Source organism: Pedobacter hartonius (assembly GCF_900107535.1).
GTDB classification, from domain to species: Bacteria; Bacteroidota; Bacteroidia; order Sphingobacteriales; family Sphingobacteriaceae; genus Pedobacter; species Pedobacter hartonius.
Window position 1 is genome coordinate 132,725 of the sequence record NZ_FNRA01000002.1, and the last position, 21,952, is coordinate 154,676.

Annotated in this window: 15 protein-coding genes; all 15 read right to left on the minus strand. The window is 44.5% G+C overall.

Features of this window, described 5'->3' with window-relative positions; genetic code table 11:
• Nucleotides 1–25: 25 nt before the first annotated feature.
• The 15 genes from BLW16_RS04110 to BLW16_RS04180 all read right to left on the minus strand — a co-directional run bounded on the left by BLW16_RS04110 (nt 26) and on the right by BLW16_RS04180 (nt 21,901).
• A complete protein-coding gene (locus BLW16_RS04110; protein ID WP_090555307.1) occupies nt 26–1,798 on the minus strand; it encodes an alpha-amylase family protein in 1,773 nt (590 codons plus the stop codon).
• Nucleotides 1,795–4,116 carry a glycoside hydrolase family 65 protein gene (locus BLW16_RS04115; RefSeq protein ID WP_090555308.1) on the minus strand — a complete coding sequence of 774 codons (2,322 nt, stop codon included), beginning with the start codon at nt 4,114–4,116 and terminating at the stop codon, nt 1,795–1,797. The genes BLW16_RS04110 and BLW16_RS04115 overlap by 4 nt, the downstream gene beginning before the upstream one ends.
• A gap of 21 nt (nt 4,117–4,137) precedes the next feature.
• Complete coding sequence (pgmB, locus tag BLW16_RS04120; protein ID WP_090555309.1) at nt 4,138–4,809, minus strand: beta-phosphoglucomutase; 672 nt, start codon at nt 4,807–4,809, stop codon at nt 4,138–4,140.
• A 1-nt stretch (nt 4,810) separates the two neighbouring features.
• Nucleotides 4,811–6,664 carry a glycoside hydrolase family 13 protein gene (locus tag BLW16_RS04125; RefSeq protein WP_090555310.1) on the minus strand — a complete coding sequence of 618 codons (1,854 nt, stop codon included), beginning with the start codon at nt 6,662–6,664 and terminating at the stop codon, nt 4,811–4,813.
• Between the two features lie 89 nt (nt 6,665–6,753).
• Nucleotides 6,754–8,322 (minus strand): RagB/SusD family nutrient uptake outer membrane protein, encoded by a 1,569-nt coding sequence (locus BLW16_RS04130; RefSeq protein WP_090555311.1) that lies wholly within the window; start codon nt 8,320–8,322, stop codon nt 6,754–6,756.
• Between the two features lie 18 nt (nt 8,323–8,340).
• Complete coding sequence (locus BLW16_RS04135; RefSeq protein WP_090555312.1) at nt 8,341–11,325, minus strand: SusC/RagA family TonB-linked outer membrane protein; 2,985 nt, start codon at nt 11,323–11,325, stop codon at nt 8,341–8,343.
• A 490-nt stretch (nt 11,326–11,815) separates the two neighbouring features.
• Nucleotides 11,816–12,832: a LacI family DNA-binding transcriptional regulator gene (locus BLW16_RS04140; protein ID WP_090555313.1), complete on the minus strand. Its 1,017-nt coding sequence runs from the start codon at nt 12,830–12,832 to the stop codon at nt 11,816–11,818.
• A 41-nt stretch (nt 12,833–12,873) separates the two neighbouring features.
• Complete coding sequence (locus tag BLW16_RS04145) at nt 12,874–14,325, minus strand: M20/M25/M40 family metallo-hydrolase (RefSeq protein WP_090555314.1); 1,452 nt, start codon at nt 14,323–14,325, stop codon at nt 12,874–12,876.
• 84 nt (nt 14,326–14,409) lie between these two features.
• Entirely contained in the window at nt 14,410–15,381 is a 972-nt protein-coding gene (locus tag BLW16_RS04150) for a polyprenyl synthetase family protein (RefSeq protein ID WP_090555315.1), read from the minus strand.
• A gap of 65 nt (nt 15,382–15,446) precedes the next feature.
• Nucleotides 15,447–16,448 (minus strand): YpdA family putative bacillithiol disulfide reductase, encoded by a 1,002-nt coding sequence (locus tag BLW16_RS04155; protein ID WP_090555316.1) that lies wholly within the window; start codon nt 16,446–16,448, stop codon nt 15,447–15,449.
• A gap of 7 nt (nt 16,449–16,455) precedes the next feature.
• Nucleotides 16,456–17,868: an MBL fold metallo-hydrolase gene (locus BLW16_RS04160; protein ID WP_090555317.1), complete on the minus strand. Its 1,413-nt coding sequence runs from the start codon at nt 17,866–17,868 to the stop codon at nt 16,456–16,458.
• 121 nt (nt 17,869–17,989) lie between these two features.
• Nucleotides 17,990–19,006, minus strand: a complete 1,017-nt coding sequence (locus tag BLW16_RS04165) for an asparaginase (protein ID WP_090555318.1) — start codon at nt 19,004–19,006, stop codon at nt 17,990–17,992.
• Nucleotides 19,007–19,012: 6 nt separating this feature from the next.
• Nucleotides 19,013–19,780 carry a TatD family hydrolase gene (locus BLW16_RS04170; RefSeq protein ID WP_090555319.1) on the minus strand — a complete coding sequence of 256 codons (768 nt, stop codon included), beginning with the start codon at nt 19,778–19,780 and terminating at the stop codon, nt 19,013–19,015.
• Between the two features lie 66 nt (nt 19,781–19,846).
• The gene (locus BLW16_RS04175; protein WP_090555320.1) at nt 19,847–20,839 is read right to left on the minus strand and encodes an FKBP-type peptidyl-prolyl cis-trans isomerase; all 993 of its coding nucleotides are present in this window, start codon (nt 20,837–20,839) and stop codon (nt 19,847–19,849) included.
• A 51-nt stretch (nt 20,840–20,890) separates the two neighbouring features.
• Nucleotides 20,891–21,901 carry a DHH family phosphoesterase gene (locus BLW16_RS04180; RefSeq protein WP_090555321.1) on the minus strand — a complete coding sequence of 337 codons (1,011 nt, stop codon included), beginning with the start codon at nt 21,899–21,901 and terminating at the stop codon, nt 20,891–20,893.
• Between the last annotated feature and the right edge of the window lie 51 nt (nt 21,902–21,952).

Genomic DNA, 21,952 nt, shown 5'->3' on the forward strand with positions numbered 1-21,952 from the left:
ACGGGATATATTGGTTTGATAGATGTTAAAAGACCAGGATCTGGGCAGTCATTGGCAATACCCATACAGGTATCGTATTTTCATTAATATCATTTATTTTTAAATCCGATAGCTGGTCCCTGACATCCTTTACGGGATTGCCCTGCAGGACAACCTCAGGAACCTGTACCTGGCTTTCCATCCTGTAATGGCGGTCGAAATTCACGAGAATCAGCAAGCGCTGATTTGCAGTATAACGTACATAACCGTACATTTTAACATTCATGTTGCCCGCTACGGGTATTTCCCAGAACTCCCCTCTGGCAACAGCTTCTGATGTGCCTGCCAGCCGGAGTAACTTTACATAGTAATCCCGCAGTGCTTTCTGTTCCGTACTTAAACGGCCTCCGTCAAAAGCACCCTCGTTCATCCATTTCTGATGTTCGGGTGTTCCCCAGTAATCAAAGATCGACGTGCGGTTATCCTCACCCCCAAATCCTTCCGATCCCCTGGCGGGCTCACCTACTTCCTGACCAAAATAGGTCATCACCGGGCCTCCTGATAAAGTGGCCGACACGACCATTGCCGGCAGTGCAAGTTCTGCCCTTCCGGCGAATCCGGCAGAGGCAATACGTTCTTCATCATGGTTTTCCAGGAAGCGCAGCATATGATCGCCAAAACCGGCGCTTTCCACCTGCCATACTTTGCGGATATCATTCACATCAGCATGGTCTTCGCTCCTGATCAGTCTTTTCAACCCGTCATACAGCCCTACTTTATCATACAAATAATCAAACTTACCGGTGGTAAGGAATGACTTATATTTAGAGGGGTCATAGGCTTCACCAATAAATATCAGGTCGGGATTTACCTTTTTCAGCTCGGGGATCATCCAGCTCCAGAAAGCCAGGGGAACCATTTCAGCCATATCACAGCGGAAACCGTCAACTCCTTTATTTGTCCAGAAGGTCAGGATGTCCCTCATTTTTGTCCACACTGCCGGGACGGGATCAAAGTACTGCTTATCATGGTCCAGGTAATCCACCCCGTAATTCAGCTTCACGGTCTCGTACCAGTCGTCTGCAGAGGGTTGCTCAGAGAAAACATTGTTACCGGTTGCCTTCGCGGGAGATTCTGTATATTGTTTTTGCTGCAATGCAGTTAAAGGGGTTTGTCTGTCCGATTTCGGTGCGGGCACCACAAAGTCCTTTCCGGGAACATAATAATAGTCGTTTCCCGGGCTGAAGCCTACGTGCACATCATCGTCTTCGCCAAAATCCTTAACGCCGGCAGGTTTCATGGTGGAATGATATTCCCGGGCCACATGGTTAGGTACAAAGTCGATAATCACCTTCATGCCCTTGTTGTGTGTCCTTTTTACCAGCGCCTCAAATTCGGCCATCCTGCTTTTTACATCCCTGGCCAGATCAGGATCTACGTCGTAATAGTCCCTCACCGCATAGGGCGATCCAGCCCTTCCTTTTATCACATTCGCATTATTTGCCGGGAGCCCTTCAGCACTATAGTCAGTCAGCGTACCATGGGAGATTACCCCTGTGAACCACACATGTGTAGTCCCCAGTTCCTTTATCCCGTCCAGCGCCTTATCGTTTATATCGGCGAACTTGCCGCTTCCATTCTGTTCAATTGTTCCATAGGGAACATTGTTTTGCTGCTTATTGCCAAATAACCTTGGCAAAAGCTGGTAGATCATTATCTTTTTATTCGTGTGTTCGTTAGTATTCTGAGCCATACCTGTATCCATAATTCCTGAAACCAGTGAAATAATTAAGACAATAGTGCGGCATTGGTTTTTCATACGGTTAATCCCTTATAGGCAATTACCGTTTCCCCTTCCGGAATATTGTACAATTGGCTAAAGATATTAATGTCCATCAACTCTTTTGCAGGATTAACGATAGTGATCTCCTCCTTTTTCACCTTTACCTTTAACTGCACTCCACGGAAGCCTATATTAAAAGAAAAAGAATTCCATTCTTCGGGCAGAAAAGGTGTGAATGACAACTTGCCGTTACGTACCCTCATTCCTGCAAACCCTTCCACGATGCTCATCCAGGTACCTGCCATCGATGTGATATGCAGTCCGTCTTCAGTATCATTGTTATAGTCGTCCAGGTCTAAACGTGCGGTACGCAGATAAAATTCATAGGCTTTCTCACCGTCGTTCAGTTTTGCGGCAAGGATGCTGTGCACACAGGGCGACAATGAGCTTTCATGCACGGTGCGGGATTCATAGAAATCAAAATTCCTGCGCAGGGATTCCAGGTCATAATTATCTTCAAAGAAGTACATGCCCTGCAGCACATCTGCCTGTTTAATAAAGCAAGATCTCAGTATCCTGTCCCAGCTCCATTTTTGATTGATTGGCCGCTGTGAAACCGGCAATTCGCTCACCAGGGTCTGCTCCTTATCCAGGAATCCGTCCTGCTGAAGGAAAATTCCTTTTTCCTCATCATAGGGAAGGTAAATATTTTCTGCAACGGATTTCCATGCGCCAAACTCTTCCTCTTCCTGTAAAGAAGTTTTTTTGACAATCTCAGCATATCTTGCAGGATCTTCTTTCTTCACGATGGCTGCAGCCTCCGCAGCATACCTTAAACACCAAGCCGCAAGGGTATTGGTATACCAATTGTTGTTTACGTTATTTTCATATTCATTCGGCCCGGTCACTCCGAGCATCACATACTGCTGCCGGGCGTCACTCCAGTTTACGCGCTGTTTCCAGAAGCGGGCAATTCCGATCAGTACTTCCAGCCCATATTCCTGCAGATAAACCTGGTCGCCGGTGTAACGGACGTAGTTGAATATCGCAAAGGCGATAGCTCCGTTCCTGTGGATTTCTTCGAAGGTGATCTCCCATTCATTATGGCATTCTTCGCCATTCATCGTCACCATCGGGTATAAGGCGGCGCCTTTGTCAAAACCTAACTTTTGCGCATTTTCAATCGCCTTTTCCAGGTGTTTGTACCGGTAGATCAACAGATTTCTTGAAACTTCCTGCGGGGCGGTAGACAAATAAAAGGGGATGCAGTAAGCTTCTGTATCCCAATAGGTGGAACCGCCGTATTTCTCACCTGTAAAACCTTTTGGCCCTATATTTAAGCGGGCATCTTTACCGGTATAGGTCTGGTTCAACTGGAAAATATTAAAGCGGATAGCCTGCTGTGCGGCAATGTCTCCTTCAATGATAATATCTCCCTCCTCCCATTTTGTAGCCCATGCAGCAGTCTGTTCTTCCAGCAACGCGGAAAAACCTTTTAGTATCGCGGCATTCAATATCTCAGCAGCCTTTTCCGTCAGCTCTGCCGGGGCAAGGTTCTGTGAAGACAGGTTAGTGGCGATCTTGTAAATATCAATCAGTTCCCCTTCAGCGATATCCACTGAAACCAGTTCGGCCAGGTATTTATCCTTCACAGCAGGATCTGCTGTAACCTGAAGCTGGTCATTGTTTTTAAAAACTAAGGTCTTTACTCCTGTAATTACCTCAAATTCTGTTTTTTTGGTGCGCATGGTCAGGTAAGAACCACTTTCATTTTGTGTTCTGCTGACCTCATCCCAGAACTTCTCATCGTAGTTGGAATCCTGGTTTTTCACATCCCCGTCAATGAATGATGAGACGGAAAGCTTCCCGGAGCAATTGAGTGTTTTAAACTGGTAATGTAAAGCCGCAACCTCATCATTGGCAATGCTGAAGAAACGTTTTGCGGTTACCATTACTTGTTTGCCGGATTTCAGCTCTGCTGTAAAACTGCGTTCCAGATAACCCTCCTTCATATTCAGTTGCCGCCTGAAATCTGTAACCTTACACAGGTTCAGGTCCAGCTCTTCGTTATCAAGTTTTATGCTGAGGCCCATCCAGTTTGCTGCATTCAGTACTTTGGCAAAATATTCCGGGTAGCCATTTTTCCACCAGCCTACACGTGTCTTGTCAGGATAATATACGCCTGCAACATAATTTCCCTGCAGGGTATCTCCTGAATAGCTTTCTTCAAAATTTGCGCGCTGCCCCATGCGTCCGTTACCGAGGCTGAACAAACTTTCCGATATTTTATTTAGATGAGGATCAAAACCTTCCTCTATGATGTTCCACTCTTCTGCTTGTATATAGTTCTTCATGTCCGCGTTATTTCAAAATTCTTAACCTTTCTTTTTTGCGACCAGATCAATCAGTTGCTGCACGGTTACACCGGTCAAATCTTTAATAAACAGATCCGCTCCCGGCAGGTTTGCCGCTTCTCCAACACCAACAACAGCCATATGTGCAGCTATCGCCGCTTCTATACCTGCCGAGGCATCTTCAAAGACAATGCAATCTTCAGCCGCAGCGTTTAACAGCTCTGCTCCCTTAACAAAAACTTCGGGATCCGGTTTTGAGGTAGTCACCGCATTACCGTCCACAATTGCATCGAAGAAATGTGTAAGGTTGGTTCTTTCCAGGATTAGTCCTGAGTTCTTGCTGGCAGAACCAAGGGCGATCTTAATATCCCGATCATGCAGGTCCTGTAACAACTCCAGTGAGCCCGGCAGTACTTCAGAGGCCGACATCCTGCTGATCATATCCACATACCAGGTGTTTTTCAATGCTGCCAGTTCTTCTTTTTCCTCCTGGCTCTTTACAATGCCGCCCCAGTCCAGGATCTTATCTAAAGAACGCATGCGGTTCACACCCTTCAGCTGTTCGTTTTGGGCATGGCTAAAATCAAATCCCAGAGAGTTTGCGAGTTTTTTCCATGCCTGATAATGATATACTGCGGTGTCTACCAATACCCCATCAAGGTCAAAAATGCATGCTATCGTTGTATCCTTCATATTAATTCAGTTCTAGTACCAGTGTAGTTTTGGCCGGCACAGTGATATCTTTAATTGTATTCAGCTTTTCTCCGCTGATCACATTGATCAGGCTGTTCGTATTTTTCATCTGGGCGGCAAACCTTGCCGTGTTCAGCATTTTAGCCTTATCCTCAGGATTCAGGATCACCATCACATCCTTATTTCCGTTTGTCCCCGCGGCCAACCTGAAGTAAACATACATACCGTCTTCAGGGACATACTGGATCAGCTTTCCCTCTTGCAGGGCGGCACTTTTCTTTCTGTAATGTGCCAGCCTGCTGACAAAGTTAAAAGCTTCATTCTCCTGTGACGTACGGCCTGCAGAAGTAAACTTACTCATTTTATCTCCAGTCCATCCACCGGGGAAGTCTGAACGTACCAGCCCGTCAGGATTAGAATAGTTTTTCATCAGTATCTCGGTACCATAATACAACTGAGGAACACCACGCATGGTCATCAGCAGGGCTATTCCTGATTTGTATTTGTCTATATCCTCATTGATCATCGAATAAAAACGGCTCATGTCATGGTTATCCCAGAAGATTACGTTCCGTGTAGCGTCCTGGTAAAGAAAATCCTGGGACACGATATTGTATAACCTGAATACACCATCTGTCCATCCGGCTTTACCGTTCAGGGCCTCATAGATGGTATTTTTCATCATATTATCGGTTACTCCCGGCAATTGTGTATCAAAGCCCCTGTTTACGGTATTGCCCTGTGTAAAATAGGCCTGCGAGGCCACAGAGTTCACCAGGGTTTCTCCAAAGATAGAGAGCGTTGGGAATTCGGCCTTCAGCTTCGCCGCCCAGTCGGCCATATACGCAGGATCATTGTAAGGATAGGTATCTAATCTCAGGCCATCTATTCCTGCATATTCGATCCACCAGATGTGGTTTTGCGTAAGGTAGTTCTGTACATAAGGGTTCCGCTCATTCATATCCGGCATGCTCGGCACAAACCATCCGTCCAGCATTTTCTTTTTGTCGGCTTCTGCGGCATGGGGGTCCATCACTGGTTCATCGCGGTAGCTGCTCTGCGTATATACTGGCCATTCGTTTACCCAGTCTTTCATTGGCATATCCTTAAAGATCCAGTGTCCTGTTCCCATATGGTTATGTACGATATCCTTAATAATCTTTAAGCCGTTTGCATGTGCTTTTTCAACATAAGATTTATACAGTTCATTGGTACCGAAGCGGGGATCTATCTTGTAGTGGTCAGTTACTGCATAACCATGATAGGAAGCCTTAGGCATATCATTTTCAATCTCGGGAGTCATCCAGAGCGTAGTTACGCCCAGGTCTTTGAAATAATCGAGATGGTTCATCACCCCCTGAATATCCCCGCCATGGCGGTAATACATGGAGTCACGGTTTAAGGTCTGTTCAGCAAGTCCCTTTACTTTATCGTTCTTACTGTCGCCATTGGCAAAGCGGTCCGGCATCAGCAGGTAGATCAGGTCTTTGCTGGTTACTCCCTGGATACGGGATGGGGATGTATCCCTGGTTTTCAGCTCATAGCTGTAATCGAATTTCTTTTTGCCGTTTTCCAGAAAGATGATCGGGAATTTACCTGCTTTTGCGTCGGCAGATATTTCCAGGTCGAGGAACAGGTAATTGGGGTTTTCAACTTTATGCAGTTCCAGCAGTTTTACCCCCGGATAGTCCAGTTTTGCCGTATAGCCTGCAATATTTTTTCCATGGACCAGCAGCTGCAGTTTAGGGTTTTTCATTCCTGTCCACCAGAACATTGGTTCTACATGATCAAACTTTGATTGTGCCCAGGCATTTGCAGAGAGCAGAACAAATAATATAATGTATATCTTTTTCATCTTAAATATTTTAAAAAGGTATCGGCTAAAAAAAGGCACCCTGATCAGGGGATCAGGATGCCCGGGTGTGTTTGAGTTATAGTATTGTTTTAATATCCCGGGTTTTGGGTCAGATTTGTATTGGCGATGATATCAGCCGTTGGCAAAGGGAAAATGCTGCGTGTGGCATCTACGGCACGGCCGGCTTTTATACCCCCTTTGAAGGGCCATAAATAAGAAGCATCAGTAAACTTACCAAAGCGGATCAGGTCAGTACGCCTGTACCCTTCCCAGTAGAATTCTTTTGCTTTTTCCGCTAATACATCATCTAAGCTCAGCGCAGTTACATTTCCCGAATCATCACCATAGGCGCGGTGGCGCAAACGGTTCACATAAGTAACCGCATCATTGATTGTACCACCGGTACCGCCACGAAGCACAGCTTCTGCATAATTCAGATATGCTTCAGGCAAACGGAACAGGGGGAAATCCACTGAAGTAAACGTGCCGTTTGTTGAAGACGCCGTCACACCGGCCTGGTTGATATTTTTAAATTTCGTGATGCGAAGGCCATCGGTAAATACACCTATATCGTCGTTCGCTGCTTTATTACCCGTAAACATATAACGCTGGTCTTTGGTAGGTAGCGTACCAAACATGGCAGGCAGGGTAGAACTGGCGTGGATACCACCCCATCCTCCATTTGGAACACCAAAAGATGAAGGGTTCATATCGCCATTGATCGAAGCATTGATGATGAACGTTGTTCCGCCATAGTTCTGCGTATTATTTCCATCGTAGTTGATGGCAAAGATAGTTTCATGATTATTCAGGTCATTATCAGCAAGGAACAAGTTTTTGTATGCTGTATGGAGGAAATAACTTCCGGCAATCACTTTACTTGCATAAGTAATGGCCTCCGTGTATTTAGCAGTACCTGTATATACTGCTGCATTGAGATACAAACGGGATAACAGCATATCGGCAGCACCTTTAGACGCTCTTCCGTATTCGGGCAAAGTCAGTAACTCAGGCTCAATTGCCAGTAATTCAGACTCCACGTATTTGAAAAGGTCTGCACGTTTGATCTGTTGAGGAGAAACGATCCCGATGGTATTTTCTTCAGTCAGGATTGGCGGGTTACCGAACAAGTCCATCAGCACCCAGTACTGGTAGGCGCGCAGAAATCTTGCTTCTGCTCTGTAGGCAGCGATGTTAGTGGCATCAGATCCTGTAATATTACGTGAGGCCAGTTTTTCTGGTGTACTTTCACGAAGAAATTCATTCGCTACGGTGATCTGGTACAGGCTTCTGGTGTATAATCCTCTCAGAATAATGTTATCAGCGCTAAAAGTAAGATAATTCAGGTCATATACACCCGGGTCGTTCCAAACGCAAAGGCCTTCATCTGTTGGCAGCTCCTGGGCATTCCAGTAGAGGCGGATAAAATCGGACGTCCCTGCGTCTATACCACCCAGGTCGCTCTTGTCGGACCCCAGTCCGCTGGTTGTTGCAAAACTGGCATATACCTTTGCCAACACTTGTTTATATCCCGCCGGAGTAGCATAAACCACGTCAGAGGTAAGGTCATTTGTAGGCGTTAAGTTCAGGTCTTTTTTACAAGACGAGAGGGTAGCCAGTAAAATGGCTGTTGCCGTAAATATTTTAGATATGTTCATCTTCTTAAATTATAAATATTAAAATCCAACATTGACACCAAGGCTATATGTTCTTGGCCTTGGGTACAGGTTATAATCTATACCTAAAGCATTCTCCGGGTCTATCCCTTTATAGCTGGAGATCACAAATACATTCTGAACGTTTGCGCTAAAACGCAGTGTTGTTGCCCGGTTTGGAGAGATCCTTCCGAAATCATAAGCGAGGCCGGCATTATCCATTTTCAGGAAGGAGGCTTTGCGGACGTAATAATCACTCAGGAACTGGTTGGCAACAAAATTGGTAGTCAGCAATGAGGTAGCGGCATTATTGATCAGTCCGGCTGGACTCAGTACATTTCTGCTGACCCCTAAGTTTGAAGAGACATTATCGTAGATATAATTGCCAAGGTTTCCGCGAAGTACGGTACTTAAGGTCCATTTTTTATAGTTAAATGACGTAGTGAAACCCAAAATAACTTTAGGCTGCGGCGATTTATAGAAATATCTGTCCTGATCATTTACTACCCCGTCATTGTTCAGGTCTTCATATACACCTTCCAGTGGCGCACCATTTGCATTATACGTCTGTTTGTATACATAGAAAGAGCCAGGGTTATAACCCGCAGCATTCCATTTCAGTGTGGTACCGGTAGCACCGGTGATATCGCCGGCTCCGATCTTATAGTTGGGATCAGGGTTCAGGGATAAGTTGGTCACTTTATTTTTATTATAGGTGACGTTGAAACCCATATCCCAGTTTACATCATCACTTTTAATGAGCCCTATGTTGACGCTTGCCTCAATACCTTTGTTCTCCATGTTACCAACGTTGGTCAGCAACAAGTTACTGAAGTTCGTTCCCACCGGAATCGGCACTGTGCTCAGCAGGTCTTTGGTTTTTTTATAGTAGACATCTACGCTACCGAAAACCCTGCCTTTGAACAAACCATAATCAATACCGGCATTATAGGTGGTAGAGGTTTCCCATTTCAGGTTTCTGTCATACGCAAGGGGAGTATAAAAATGATAGTATTGACCACCAATATAATATTGCTGCTCGTTTGTACTGTTGTAATAGTTAGATAGATAACTGTAGTTGGCAATCCCGTCCTGCTGACCGGTGATACCGTAGCTCAAACGCAGTTTCAGATCTGAGAACACTTTGCTCTCTTTTAAGAAAGACTCATTGATGGCTTTCCAGGTAAAACCTGCTGAAGGGAAATAACCCCATCTGTTATCTTCACTGAATTTTGAAGAACCATCGGCGCGCATGGTACCTGACAGGATATATTTATCGGCCAGTGTATACACTACACGTCCGTAATAAGAAAGCAACCTGTTCTGCTGCTTGTCAAAAGGAAATACAGGGTTACTGATCACCGAGCCTAAAGCATTATAGCTGGTGAAATTATAGGTGGTAGTGGCATTGTCGTAATAACCATAACCTGCGGTAGCGTTGATATTACTGTTGATACCTTTCAGGTCTTTGGCATAATTGAAATAGACCTCCGCCAATTTGTTGTGCTGAACAGCATCATAATGAGTTGCCGAACCATTTGTAGAAAAACTTTGTGCTGCATAGGCAGGGATATTGACACTGCCGTATCCCTTAGATACATCATAACCTGCATTCGCATTCAGGTGCAGTTCAGGAAGGAAATGGAAGGAGTAATCCAGTCTTAAGTTACCAAAACTTCTATCCGCTTTTCCAAGATCAGTTTTCTGTTCGATCAGTCCGAGCGGGTTTCTCGGGGCATTCGGATTCAGCTGACCGGTAGAGCCGATCCATTCGAAATACCCTCCATACTGGTTATTGGCATAGACAGGTTGTGTTGGGTCAAACTGTATCGCTGCTTTTACCGCATCCTGGTTTGCAAAACGCGATTCGCTCAGTGTACCTTTTAAGTTCAGGTCTACCTTTAAATGGTTATCAAAAAATGTTGGGTTTAAGGTCAGCGCGGCAGAAGAACGTGTCAGGTTATCTGTACGCAACAGGCCATTCTGATCGAGGTAACCTGCAGAGAAACGGTAGGGTACTTTCTTGAAAGTTCCGGCAATGCTCAGGTTATTATCTGTACTGAATGCACTGTTATAGATCACGTCCTGCCAGTCCGTATTTGCCGTTCCCAGCAAAGCTTTCTGATCGGCATTACCATTTGCGTTTACGTAGGAGCGTATCTGACCGGCCGATAAAACATTTACCTTCTTTGCCACTGTTGCATAAGAGTTAACGGTGCTGAAGTTAATAACAGGAGCGCCTGACTTACCTTTTTTGGTGGTGATCAGGATGACGCCGTTTGATGCTCTGGAACCATAGATTGCAGTGGCATTTGCATCTTTCAATATGGTAAAAGTTTCAATATCGTTAGGATTGATCAGACTCAGGGGGTTACCTACGCCTGCAATCACATTACTGCTGATTGCACCGGGTAACAGGTTACTGCTGAAAGGGACACCATCCACCACGATCAGAGGATCGTTACTGGCATTCAGTGAAGCGCCTCCCCTTACACGGATCGTGCTTCCTGAACCTGGCGCACCACCGTTCGAAGTAATGGACACACCGGCAACTTTACCAGCGATCAGCTGTTCCGGAGACGTGATATTACCCGTCTGAAATTCTTTTGCACCAACCGTAGTGATAGAACCGGTAAGGTCTTTTTTCTGTGCAGTACCATAACCGATCACCACTACTTCATTTAAATTCTGTGAATCGGGTTTCAGGGAGAAGTTGGCTACGGTATTACCGTTTACCACTATATCCATATCAACAGAGCGGTAACCGATATAACTTGCTGTTAAGGTAGCAGATCCGTTTGCTACGCCTGTTATCCTGAAGTTACCTTTTACATCTGTACTTGAAGTTTTAGACAGACCTTTCACCTGGACGGAAACGCCCGGAAGGCCCTGCCCGGTTTCGTCAACAATTTTGCCGGTTATGGAACCGGTTTGTGCCTGTACGGCAAGTGCGGTGAAGGTAAAAACCAGCATCAAAACTTGCCTCATCACGTAAAATACTCTCATATTTATTGCTCTTTTTGGGTTATATATTTGGATAATATCTTAGTGTGTATTACACTCCTGGTAAATTTACATTCAAGGTTGATATTTCAAAATTTTATATCAAAATAAAATTTAACACAATATTTTATATGTGAAATCGACGCAAATCTATCAATAAATTTGTGTGTCACATTTTTGTTGTCGAAATTAAATCAATATTAAAATATTCATATACAGATATATACATCTATTTTCACCTCAATTAAAGTGTTAAATGTACACTAAGCAAAATATACCACATTCTACGGGAACGATACCGGGAACGTTCCCGGTATTACTGACTATTTTATAGAATCTGTCAGAAATAAACCCCCAGATTCTGCGTATTTTCGTTCAGACCGTGATTTTATTTTCAAAAAAAGATTGATTTTCCCTTGCAAATACCGGTGGATTTCCGTTGCAAGCAGGAGTGTTTTCCAGTATGGTTTTCAAGCCTGGAAGAGGCTCATTTTTATTGACCTTTCGCAGTGGAATTTCGCTTGATCAGTTTCGAATCCAGGATGATCTTTTCATTGATATTTACCTGCTCAGGAAACTCCAGCATTTTAAATAAAAGTGAGGCTGCCTCAATCCCTATCTGTGTGGCCGGCTGCGTAACGGTAGTCAGGGAAGGGTTTAGCAGTGGCGCGATCACCAAACTGGAGAACCCCACCACTTTCACATCCCGAGGTATGGATATGTTCATATCATAACAGGCGTAATAGGTAGCAAATGCCAAACGCTCTACAGAGGTGAATACACCGTCAGGTTTTAGTTTTCTGAACATCTCCTTCAGGATCGCATTATTTCTCTTGTAGCTGTTGGTACAATCCACGATCAGATGATCGTCGAACGGAATATTATATTTTTCCAGTGCATCCAGGTACCCCTGCATTCTGGTCTTTCCGATAGAAAGGTTTTTATTGATCACCAGGTAGGCAATCCGCTTGCACCCTTGTTTAATCAGGTGCCGTGCAGCGGCGAAACTGCTGTCGTAATCATTAGTGATCACACGGGGGGTAATAATATCTTCGTATACCCTGTCGAAAAATACCAGTGGCAACCGCTGCTGATTGAGTTCGTTCAGGTAGGTATGATCATTCGCCTCCCCCGATACGGACATAATGATACCATCTGCCCGTCCATTGTGCAAATGCCTGATAAAAGACACCTCTTTTTCATAATCATCATCAGTCGCATAGATGAGGATATGGTACCCTTTTCCCCTGGCTATACGTTCAATCCCGTGGATGGCCTGTGAAAAGAAGTTATTTCCCAGTTCAGGCACGATCACAGCGATAGTTTTACTGCGTTGTTCCCTCAGGTTACTGGCATAGTGGTTGGGCTGATAATTATGCTCCTTTGCGGCAGCCAGTATCTTATCCTTGGTTTCTTTGCTAATATCACTATTGTCCCGGAACGCTCTCGAGACAGTCGAAGTTGATAAGTTCAGCACTTTAGCCAGTTCCTTGATATTGATATTACTCATACACAGCCTTAATTATTGTTAATGCAGCCCTAACTAATTTGTTAATCCTTCCAGCGCCATTCTCCCGCTATCTTCAGGGGCGTTTCCAGTTTATTCTCTATCAGGAAGGCTTTGAGGATTTCTTCAGATTGCCTGCCCACAGGAATGCTGCCCGTATTGGCCAGTGCATCGATCAGCATACTGCTGTAACGGACCGTGTTCTTTAGCTGCTGTTCGTCTACCAGGCTAAACTGATCTCCGTCAGAATGATAGAACTGTCCCGACTGCTTAGGCAATTCACCTCCTGCACCACCGCCGGTAGGAATTCCCTCCAGCATAAATGGCTGATGATCGCTATGCAGTCCTGCACCTGCGCGAAAAACATTCTTAAACCCTGTATCGATCTGCGCGATCTGGCTTCCCCAGCCTGTAAAAAGGTTTTTCATCTCCTTACGGCTTGTGGCAAAACCTTTAGGATCGTTTGTCATATCATAGTTCAGCATAAATTGCAACTGATCAAGTTCATTCTTTTCCCTTGCAGATTTGATATAGGCCTTCGATCCAAGCAACCCCTGCTCTTCACCCATGAACAATACAAATTCTACAGTTCGCTTTGGCTTCAAATTTAAAGATTTGAATGTCCTTGCCATATCTACAACGGCAAAAGAGCCGATACCATTGTCTATAGCCCCCGTTGCAAGGTCCCAGCTGTCCAAATGACCGCCTACAACAATTTTTTCTTTAGGAAAGATACTTCCTTTCAGGGTAGCAACTACATTCCTCGCTTTAATCATACCCGAGAAATTGGTCATGTTTAAACTGGCAAACTGTGGTTTCAACTGCAGCTGCTCCCTGAGCTTCATGCCGTCTTCCAGTCCGATACATACTGCAGGAACAGGAATTAATTTACCGGTAACAGAAGCGGTACCGGTGAGTAAAACCCCACCTTTCACACCATTGATGATGATCACTCCTACAGCTCCGTATTTAGTAGCGACAGCCGTTTTTTCAGAACGGTGCAGCGTTGGTGTGCCAGCAGGAGATCCCGGCAATACACCCAGGTAAACCAGGGCGATCTTACCTTTCACCTTGTCCTTCTCTTTCAGATAATCTTCTTCCAGACCGTTTCCCATATCTGCAAGTTCCGCAGTAACCGACGCCTTTACGGGAGAATGCGCCAGCGTAACTGACTTCAAGGTGTTCAGACCGGATGGAGAATCGCCAATTTTCGTTTCATTTGTCAGCCGGCTCCAGCTTTCTACTTCGAAGGGCTGATAATGCACTGCGTATCCATATGATTTTAACAGCTGGAAAACATATTCTTCTGCTTTAGCACCATTGGATGATCCTGTTAAACGGTGTCCAATAGTTTCAGTAGCAAACTTCAGCGTTTCATACGCTTTAGAATTTACCTGAACTTCAGTGTTTATTTTTTTAAAATCGGAATTAAAATCATCCTGGGCATAAGCTGAAAAAGCCAGCCCGGTAAACAACAAAGATAAAGAAAGCTTCATTTATATTTTTTTTGATCAAATTAAGCTTAATAATAAAACCAAAGAAATTATTTTACAATAAAAAACACTTTTACTAATAAAAAGCTATTTTTTTCGTTCGGTAGTATAACGGACCAGCTGCTCCAGCCCTGTCCTTGCTTCACTTTCCTCAAAAGTATATAAGATATCAAAGGCTTCCTGCTGATACTGTGCCATCTTCTCCCGGGCATAATGCACACCATCGTTCTTATTCACGAAATCGATGATCTCCTGAATTTTGGCAGGTTCATCATTATGATTTTTGACCAGGTTAATGATTCTTTTCTTTTCTGCTTTATCGGTACGGTTCAATGCGTAAATCAGGGGAAGGGTTACTTTTTTCTCCTTAATATCTATGCCGAGTGGTTTACCCACATCATCGGTACCGAAATCAAAAGTATCATCCTTAATCTGGAAGGCTATGCCCACCTTTTCACCAAACAAACGCATTTTTTCGATAGTTTCTTCATCAGCACCTGCCGAAGCTGCACCACATGCACAGCAGGAAGCGATCAGGGAAGCCGTTTTCTGACGAATGACATCGAAATACAGATCTTCGCCGATATCCATTCTTCTTACTTTCTCTATCTGCAGCAATTCACCCTCGCTCATCTGCTTCACCGCTTCAGAAACGATCTGCAACAGCCGGAATTCATTGTTATTTACAGAGAGGAGCAAACCTTTGGCCAGCAGGTAATCACCCACCAGTACCGCAATCTTATTCTTCCACAAGGCATTGATAGAGAAGAAACCCCGGCGCTCATAAGCGTTGTCTACCACATCATCATGAACGAGGGTAGCGGTATGCAGCAATTCTACGAGCGCGGCGCCACGGTGGGTAGATTCAATGATTCCCCCGCAAAGTTTCGCGGCAAAAAAAACGAACATAGGTCTTATTTGCTTGCCTTTTCTTTTTACAATATAGTGCGTGATACGGTCCAGTAAAGGTGCATCACTGTGCATTGAGGCTTTGAATTTTTCTTCAAAAACTTCTATATCTGCGGCTATGGGTTTCTTAATCTGATCTATTCCTGGCATTCAGGTATTAAAATTTGTGTGCAAACTTAATTAAATTCAGGTAAAAGCCTGCCTTAATGAAAAATTTAAATGATAGGTGATGCCGTTACAGCAGGGCGCTGTATTTTTGCTCCAATATGTTTGAAGATCTGTTCTGCATGTATTCTGGAGTTTTCAATGAACCATTTATGCGTGTCCATCCCACCGCAAACTACTCCGGCAAGGTACAGGCCAGTCAGGTTTGTTTCCATCGATTCAGGATCATAAACAGGTACATTGGATTGCTCGTCTGCCACCTGCACGCCCAGTTTTTTCAGCATCTCAAAATCGGGTTTATACCCTGTCATTGCGATTACAAAATCATTCTCAACTTTCAGCTCGCCTTCCGGCGTTTTTATCGTTACGCTCCCTTCTTCGATAGCAGTGACCTCAGAATTGAACCAGGCTTTAACCGATCCTTCTTTGATTCTGTTTTCAATATCCGGGCGTACCCAATATTTTACGTGAGGACCCAGTTCCGGACCGCGGATTACCAGCGTAACGTTCGCGCCTTTGCGGTAAGTTTCCAGTGCGGCATCAACGCCGGAATTATTTGCACCAACTACAACTACATTCTGGAAGGCATACAAGTGAGGGTCTTTATAATAGTGGGTAACTTTCGGCAGTTCCTCGCCGGGAATGTTCATCAATACGGGCACATCATAAAAACCCGTGGAAATCACTATATTTTTAGCCTTATAGGCATTCTTTGTAGTCAGCACTTCGAAAACCCCTGCAGGGGTTTTCCCGATCGTTCTCACTTCTTCAAAAAGACGCAGTTTTAAATCAAATTTTTCTGCCACCCGGCGATAATATTCTATTGCCTCATTTCTATTGGGCTTGGGATTAATGCTGACAAAAGGAACGCCGCCTATCTCCAGTTTCTGTGAAGTGGAAAAGAAGGTCATGAAAACCGGATAATTATACAGGCTGTTTACTAAAGCACCTTTGTCTACAATTACATATGTCAGCCCGGCCTTTGCTGCCTCTATACCACACCCCAGTCCAATCGGACCAGCACCTACGATCAGTACATCATATTCTTCCATCAGGCAATTAGCTCCTCAATTCTTGTGGTAATACATTATCTGTTCTTTTTAATTGCGTCGCCCTGAGGGCGGCATAACCGCCGGCAATATCAATCACATGCGCTGCACCCCTGGCTTTTAGAATGGAGGCAGCGATCATCGATCTGTAACCTCCCGCACAATGCAGGTAATAAGTTTCAGCAGTATTGATCTCATTTGTCCATTCATTGATATAATCCAGCGGACGGCTGGAGGCGCACTCCAGGTGGCCGGTTTCATATTCGCCAGGCTTGCGGACATCCAGTACGTGCATATCCGGACGTTGATGTACCTCTGCCTCAAATTCGGCCACAGAGACCGAGGAAATCGTATCCAATTCTTTGCCGGCATCCTTCCATGCGGCAATTCCGCCTTCCAGGTAACCAATGGTATAGTCGTAGCCTACTCTTGCCAGTCGTGTAATCGCCTCTTCGGCCATGCCTTCTTCCACAATGAGTAATATAGGTTGTTTCAGATCTGTGATCAATGCGCCTACCCAGGGAGCAAACTGCCCGCCAAGCCCTATGTTAATAGAATGGGGGATAAATCCTGCAGCAAATTGCTGCGGATCCCTGGTGTCTAACAGCAATGCCCCGCTATGATTCGCCGTGGCCTCAAAATCTTCAGGAAGAAGCGGGACCAATCCTTTCTTCTGTACTTCAGCAAAGCTGGAATAACCATATTTATTGATTGCTGCGTTTTTAGCAAAATATTGTGGCGGAGGCAGTATCCCATCTGTCACCTGCTCAATGAATTCTTCCCTGCTGGCTGCCTTCAGCGCATAATTAACCGCCTTCTGATTACCCAGGGTATCAAAAGTTTCTTTGCTCATGTTCTTACCGCAGGAAGATCCTGCTCCATGTGCAGGATAAACCAGAATATCATCCGCCAATGTCAGGATCTTGTGATGAAGGGAATCATACAGTGTACCCGCCATCTCTTCCTCCGTCATCGCGCCTTGTTGTACCAGGTCAGGCCTGCCTACATCTCCAATGAACAGGGTATCACCGGTAAAGATACAATAGGGCCTGCCATCACCGTCACTCAGCAGGTAAGTAGTGGATTCTGGTGTGTGGCCAGGTGTATGCAGCGCCGTAATGCTCAGCTCCCCCACCTTGAAAACTTCGCCATCTGTGGCAATATGTGAATCGAAATGGGTTACGGCAGTTGGCCCGTAAATGATCTTTGCACCGGATTGCTTTGCAAGGTCTACATGGCCCGATACAAAGTCAGCATGGAAATGCGTCTCGAAGATATATTTGATGCTGGCACCAGCCAGTTTTGCTTTTCTTAAATAGGGCTGAACTTCACGCAGCGGATCTATGATCGCTGCCTCACCATTACTCTCGATATAATAAGCTGCTTCAGCAAGACAACCTGTATAAATTTGCTCTATCTTCATGATTAATATTCGTTTTTACAGGAACCTGCCTGCAGGTTTTTCCGGCAGTAGGCATTACAACAAAAATAAGTTAATTATTTCTTAACTCATGTTTTAACTTTCCTTCTTACAGAAATTTTACTTAAGCGCTCAGCTCTCCCCGTAACGACTGTTCCATCAGAAATGCGATCTGGGTATGTGTGAGATCCTGTCCCATCAGGTACATGAGTTTAGTTACCGTGGCCTCGAAAGTCATATCGAATCCACTGATGATCCCCATCTGCTGCAATTTTTTGCTGGTCTCATATTTACCCAGTTCTACAGAACCTCCCTGGCATTGTGAAATATCCACAATGAGTTTCTGCCGGTCCAGCGCCTCCTGCAGACTGTCAATAAACCACCGGGCAGTGCTGGTATTGCCGGAGCCAAAAGTTTCCAGCACAATGGCGTCAACCGAAGATCTGGTGATGGCCTGTACAGCCTGAACAGTGATGCCCGGGTATAATTTCAGGACACCGATATTGGCATTGAAATTAGACCGTACCCGAAGTTCTTCCTGCGGATGGTCATTGATATAGTTGGAGTAAAATGACAAGTTCACACCTGCCTCTGCCAGGATATGGTAATTGGGCGACTGAAACGCCTCGAATTTCTCAGAATTATACTTGATCGCCCGGTTACCCCGGAAAAGCTGATAGTCAAAATAGATGCATACCTCCGGCACCATCGCCAGCCCCCTGTTCTTCGTGGCTACAATCTCCAGTGCCGTGATCAGATTCTCCTTTGCATCCGTTCTGATCTCCCCGATTGGCAGCTGTGATCCCGTCAGCACCACAGGTTTGCTCAGGTTTTTCAGCATAAAGCTCAGTGCTGAGGCAGTGTAGGCCATGGTATCAGAACCGTGCAACACTACAAAACCATCATAATCATGATACCTGCGCTCAATAATATCCGCCAGTTCCGCCCAGATGACCGGATCCATATTGGAAGAATCAAGTATGGGATCAAAAGAATGAACATCCAGCTGATAGTTCAGGCGGGCAAGTTCGGGTACATTCTGCTGAATTTGTTTGAAATCAAAAGGGATCAGTGCACCGGTCAGCGGGTCGTTCACCATACCAATGGTACCCCCTGTGTAGATGATAAGAATTTTAGTCATGCAGTTTTAGACGTTAAATATTTTGACAGAGTTGGCTGTCGTCACTTCAGCCACTTCTCCGATAGAGATGTTATAAATATCTGCCACTCTTTGGGCAATATGTACAAGATAACTACTCTCATTGGGTTTGCCCCTGTATGGCACAGGTGCCAGGTATGGAGAATCCGTTTCCAGTACAATATGTGCCAGGGGAACCTGCATCAGCACTGCGTCCAGACCGGCCTTTTTGTATGTCACCACACCCCCAATGCCCAGGTAAAAGCCCAGTGCTATTGTCCGCTCTGCCTGCTCCAGGTTACCCGTAAAACAATGCATGATGCCTCTCAGGTCATCTCCTTTTTCCTCTTCAAGGATTTCAAAGACCTCATCAAACGCTTCGCGGCAGTGGATAACAATAGGGAGCTTCCTTTCCTTTGCCCATTTGATCTGTTCCCTGAAAGCAGCCTGCTGCATACCTAAAGTGCTTTTATCCCAGTAAAGATCTATACCGGTCTCACCTACGGCATAGATCTTCCTGCCCTCCATACTTTGAAGGATTTCCGCCAGAACCTCTTCATAACCCTCTTTTACATCGCAGGGGTGTAATCCCAGCATACCGAAACAATTGTCCGGATATTTTTTTACCAGATCGTCAATTTTAGCAATTGAAGAAATATCAACGTTTGGCAAAAACAAACGGTTTACCTGGCTTTCAAAGCAGCGCTGAAAAAGTAATGCCTGTTTTTCCTCATCTGTTTCATAGTACAAATGCGTGTGTGTATCTGTTAAAAGCATAAAACAAAGTTAATAAAAAAACCCCGTCCGAAATCGGACAGGGTTGATCATGATGATTAAATCAGATTATCGTTGAGCAGCCGGAGCCATTACAGGCGCTGCAGCAACAGGTGCTCCTGTAGCTTTTTTAATGTCTGTGATCTCTACTTCAAAACACAACGGAGAGAATGGAGTGATACCACCTTGTGGCATTCCACCTTCACCATAACCCAGGCTGGAAGGAATGATCAAGGTAATCTTTCCACCTTTACCGATTAATTTAAGACCTTCATCAAATCCCGGAATTGCTCTTCCCAAGGTAAAAGGACGTGGGCCGTATTGTGCCATCGGACTGAATTTACCATTGTCTTTAGCTACTTTCTCTACACTTGTATCAAATATGTTTTCTTTACCGTCAGATTTTTTTGTCAGCAATTTACCCGTGTAATTTACCATCAAAGTATCAGATGGTGTTGCTCTTTGTGCATCTCCAGGAGCAGTGATCACATACTGCAGTCCGGAAGCAGTAGTCTGTACTTTCAGTTTGTTGTCATCAATAAAGTTTTTGATCTTTCCTGCTTCAGCAGCTTTATGTTTTGCAACAGTAGCTTTGAAATCAGCCTGGAAGAATTCAGTAGCTTTCTTCTGGAAAGTTGAGTCAGCTTCACCAGCAGCTTTGTGCATTACTTTTTCAATCTTCACAGTAAAAACCATGTATTTATCTTTTTGTGTAGCTGGTTTTGGCTGGTTAGAATATTTTGCCATTGAATCCAGATCAATTTTGAAAGTAGCACTGTCACCTTCAGCCAATAACATCAGGGCATCAGAGATATCACCTGCCCATTGTTTTTTAGAAACAGGGAATACAGCAGGCTGCTGAATATCATACGTACTGCTGGTTACTGAATCTTTCTCAGTTTTTTGGATCGCATTGATCTTGATGATATCGCCTTCAACGATTTTATCTTTTCCGTCAGTTTTGTGAATCTGGTACATTAAGCCTCCCGGCCCTTTTTTGTAGTTGTTACAAGCTGCTAAACCAAGCGTAGCTGCAAAAAGAATTACTAATGTTTTTTTCATCTTTTGTTTAATTGTTTGTTGTTTATAACCTGGTGCAGGCTTATTTATATTTTATTGTAATAATTGCGTTTTATACTCCGGCAATATAGATTTAAAATAACTGATCGTATCTTCCAGGTTCTTTTCCGAATATCCGCCGGCAGCATTCCTGTGCCCTCCGCCGTTAAAATATTTCTTACAAATCTCATTCGCAGGAAAATCTCCCGTGGAGCGCAAAGATAATTTAACTTTATCAGTTCTTTCAATAATAAAGGCCGCCAGTTTAATCCCGTTAATGGAAAGCGCATAATTCACGATTCCCTCAGTATCACCTGTTACGATCTCAAAACGTTTCAGTTCTTCTGCAGTGACAGAGATAATGGCCGTGTTCAGTTCCCTGATGATCTCCAGTTTATTGGTCAGGCAGTTCCCCAGAAAACGTAAACGGTTTTCAGTGGCATTATCGTATACCAGCTGATGAATACGCCAGTGTTCAGCACCTGCATCGATGAGGTCAGCACCAATACGGTATACCTCAGAAGTGGCCGAAGCAAACCTGAAAGAACCTGAATCGGTCATGATACCCGTATATAAACAGGTAGCGATATCTTTATTCATCATTTCTCCTTCTTCCAGTTCATTGACGATAAAATCATACACCAGCTGTGCTGCAGCGCAGGCATTGATACTCCAGTGTCTGTAATCATCAAAATCTTCAGGATCCAGGTGATGGTCTATCATGACCTTATACGCTGATGAATTACGGATCACTTCACCCAGCTCATTGATACGGCTGAGCGTGTTGAAATCGAGACAAAAAACAAGTGCCGCCTCAGCAACATATTGTTCAGATTTCTCTTTTTCTTCAGTATAGATGATCACATCAGCATTATTTGGCAGCCAGTGCAAAAAATAAGGATAATCAGTAGGGGTAATTACTTTTACATGATGTCCTCTTTGGATCAGGTAAGCGTATAAGCCCAAAGACGAGCCCATCGCATCACCATCAGGCTTATGATGTGTCGTAATTACAATTTTCTGCGGCGTTGCCAGCAATGATTTTAGTTCAGAAAGGGATAGCATATTCGCTGCAAAGCTAATAATTTAATGATTAAATGATTCCTTTATATTTGA

Coding starts and splice junctions, on each gene's coding strand:
- BLW16_RS04110 (WP_090555307.1), bottom strand. CDS start 1,798: ATGAAAAACCAATGCCGCACTATTGTCTTAATTATTTCACTGGTTTCA.
- BLW16_RS04115 (WP_090555308.1), bottom strand. CDS start 4,116: ATGAAGAACTATATACAAGCAGAAGAGTGGAACATCATAGAGGAAGGT.
- pgmB (WP_090555309.1), bottom strand. CDS start 4,809: ATGAAGGATACAACGATAGCATGCATTTTTGACCTTGATGGGGTATTG.
- BLW16_RS04125 (WP_090555310.1), bottom strand. CDS start 6,664: ATGAAAAAGATATACATTATATTATTTGTTCTGCTCTCTGCAAATGCC.
- BLW16_RS04130 (WP_090555311.1), bottom strand. CDS start 8,322: ATGAACATATCTAAAATATTTACGGCAACAGCCATTTTACTGGCTACC.
- BLW16_RS04135 (WP_090555312.1), bottom strand. CDS start 11,325: ATGAGAGTATTTTACGTGATGAGGCAAGTTTTGATGCTGGTTTTTACC.
- BLW16_RS04140 (WP_090555313.1), bottom strand. CDS start 12,832: ATGAGTAATATCAATATCAAGGAACTGGCTAAAGTGCTGAACTTATCA.
- BLW16_RS04145 (WP_090555314.1), bottom strand. CDS start 14,325: ATGAAGCTTTCTTTATCTTTGTTGTTTACCGGGCTGGCTTTTTCAGCT.
- BLW16_RS04150 (WP_090555315.1), bottom strand. CDS start 15,381: ATGCCAGGAATAGATCAGATTAAGAAACCCATAGCCGCAGATATAGAA.
- BLW16_RS04155 (WP_090555316.1), bottom strand. CDS start 16,448: ATGGAAGAATATGATGTACTGATCGTAGGTGCTGGTCCGATTGGACTG.
- BLW16_RS04160 (WP_090555317.1), bottom strand. CDS start 17,868: ATGAAGATAGAGCAAATTTATACAGGTTGTCTTGCTGAAGCAGCTTAT.
- BLW16_RS04165 (WP_090555318.1), bottom strand. CDS start 19,006: ATGACTAAAATTCTTATCATCTACACAGGGGGTACCATTGGTATGGTG.
- BLW16_RS04170 (WP_090555319.1), bottom strand. CDS start 19,780: ATGCTTTTAACAGATACACACACGCATTTGTACTATGAAACAGATGAG.
- BLW16_RS04175 (WP_090555320.1), bottom strand. CDS start 20,839: ATGAAAAAAACATTAGTAATTCTTTTTGCAGCTACGCTTGGTTTAGCA.
- BLW16_RS04180 (WP_090555321.1), bottom strand. CDS start 21,901: ATGCTATCCCTTTCTGAACTAAAATCATTGCTGGCAACGCCGCAGAAA.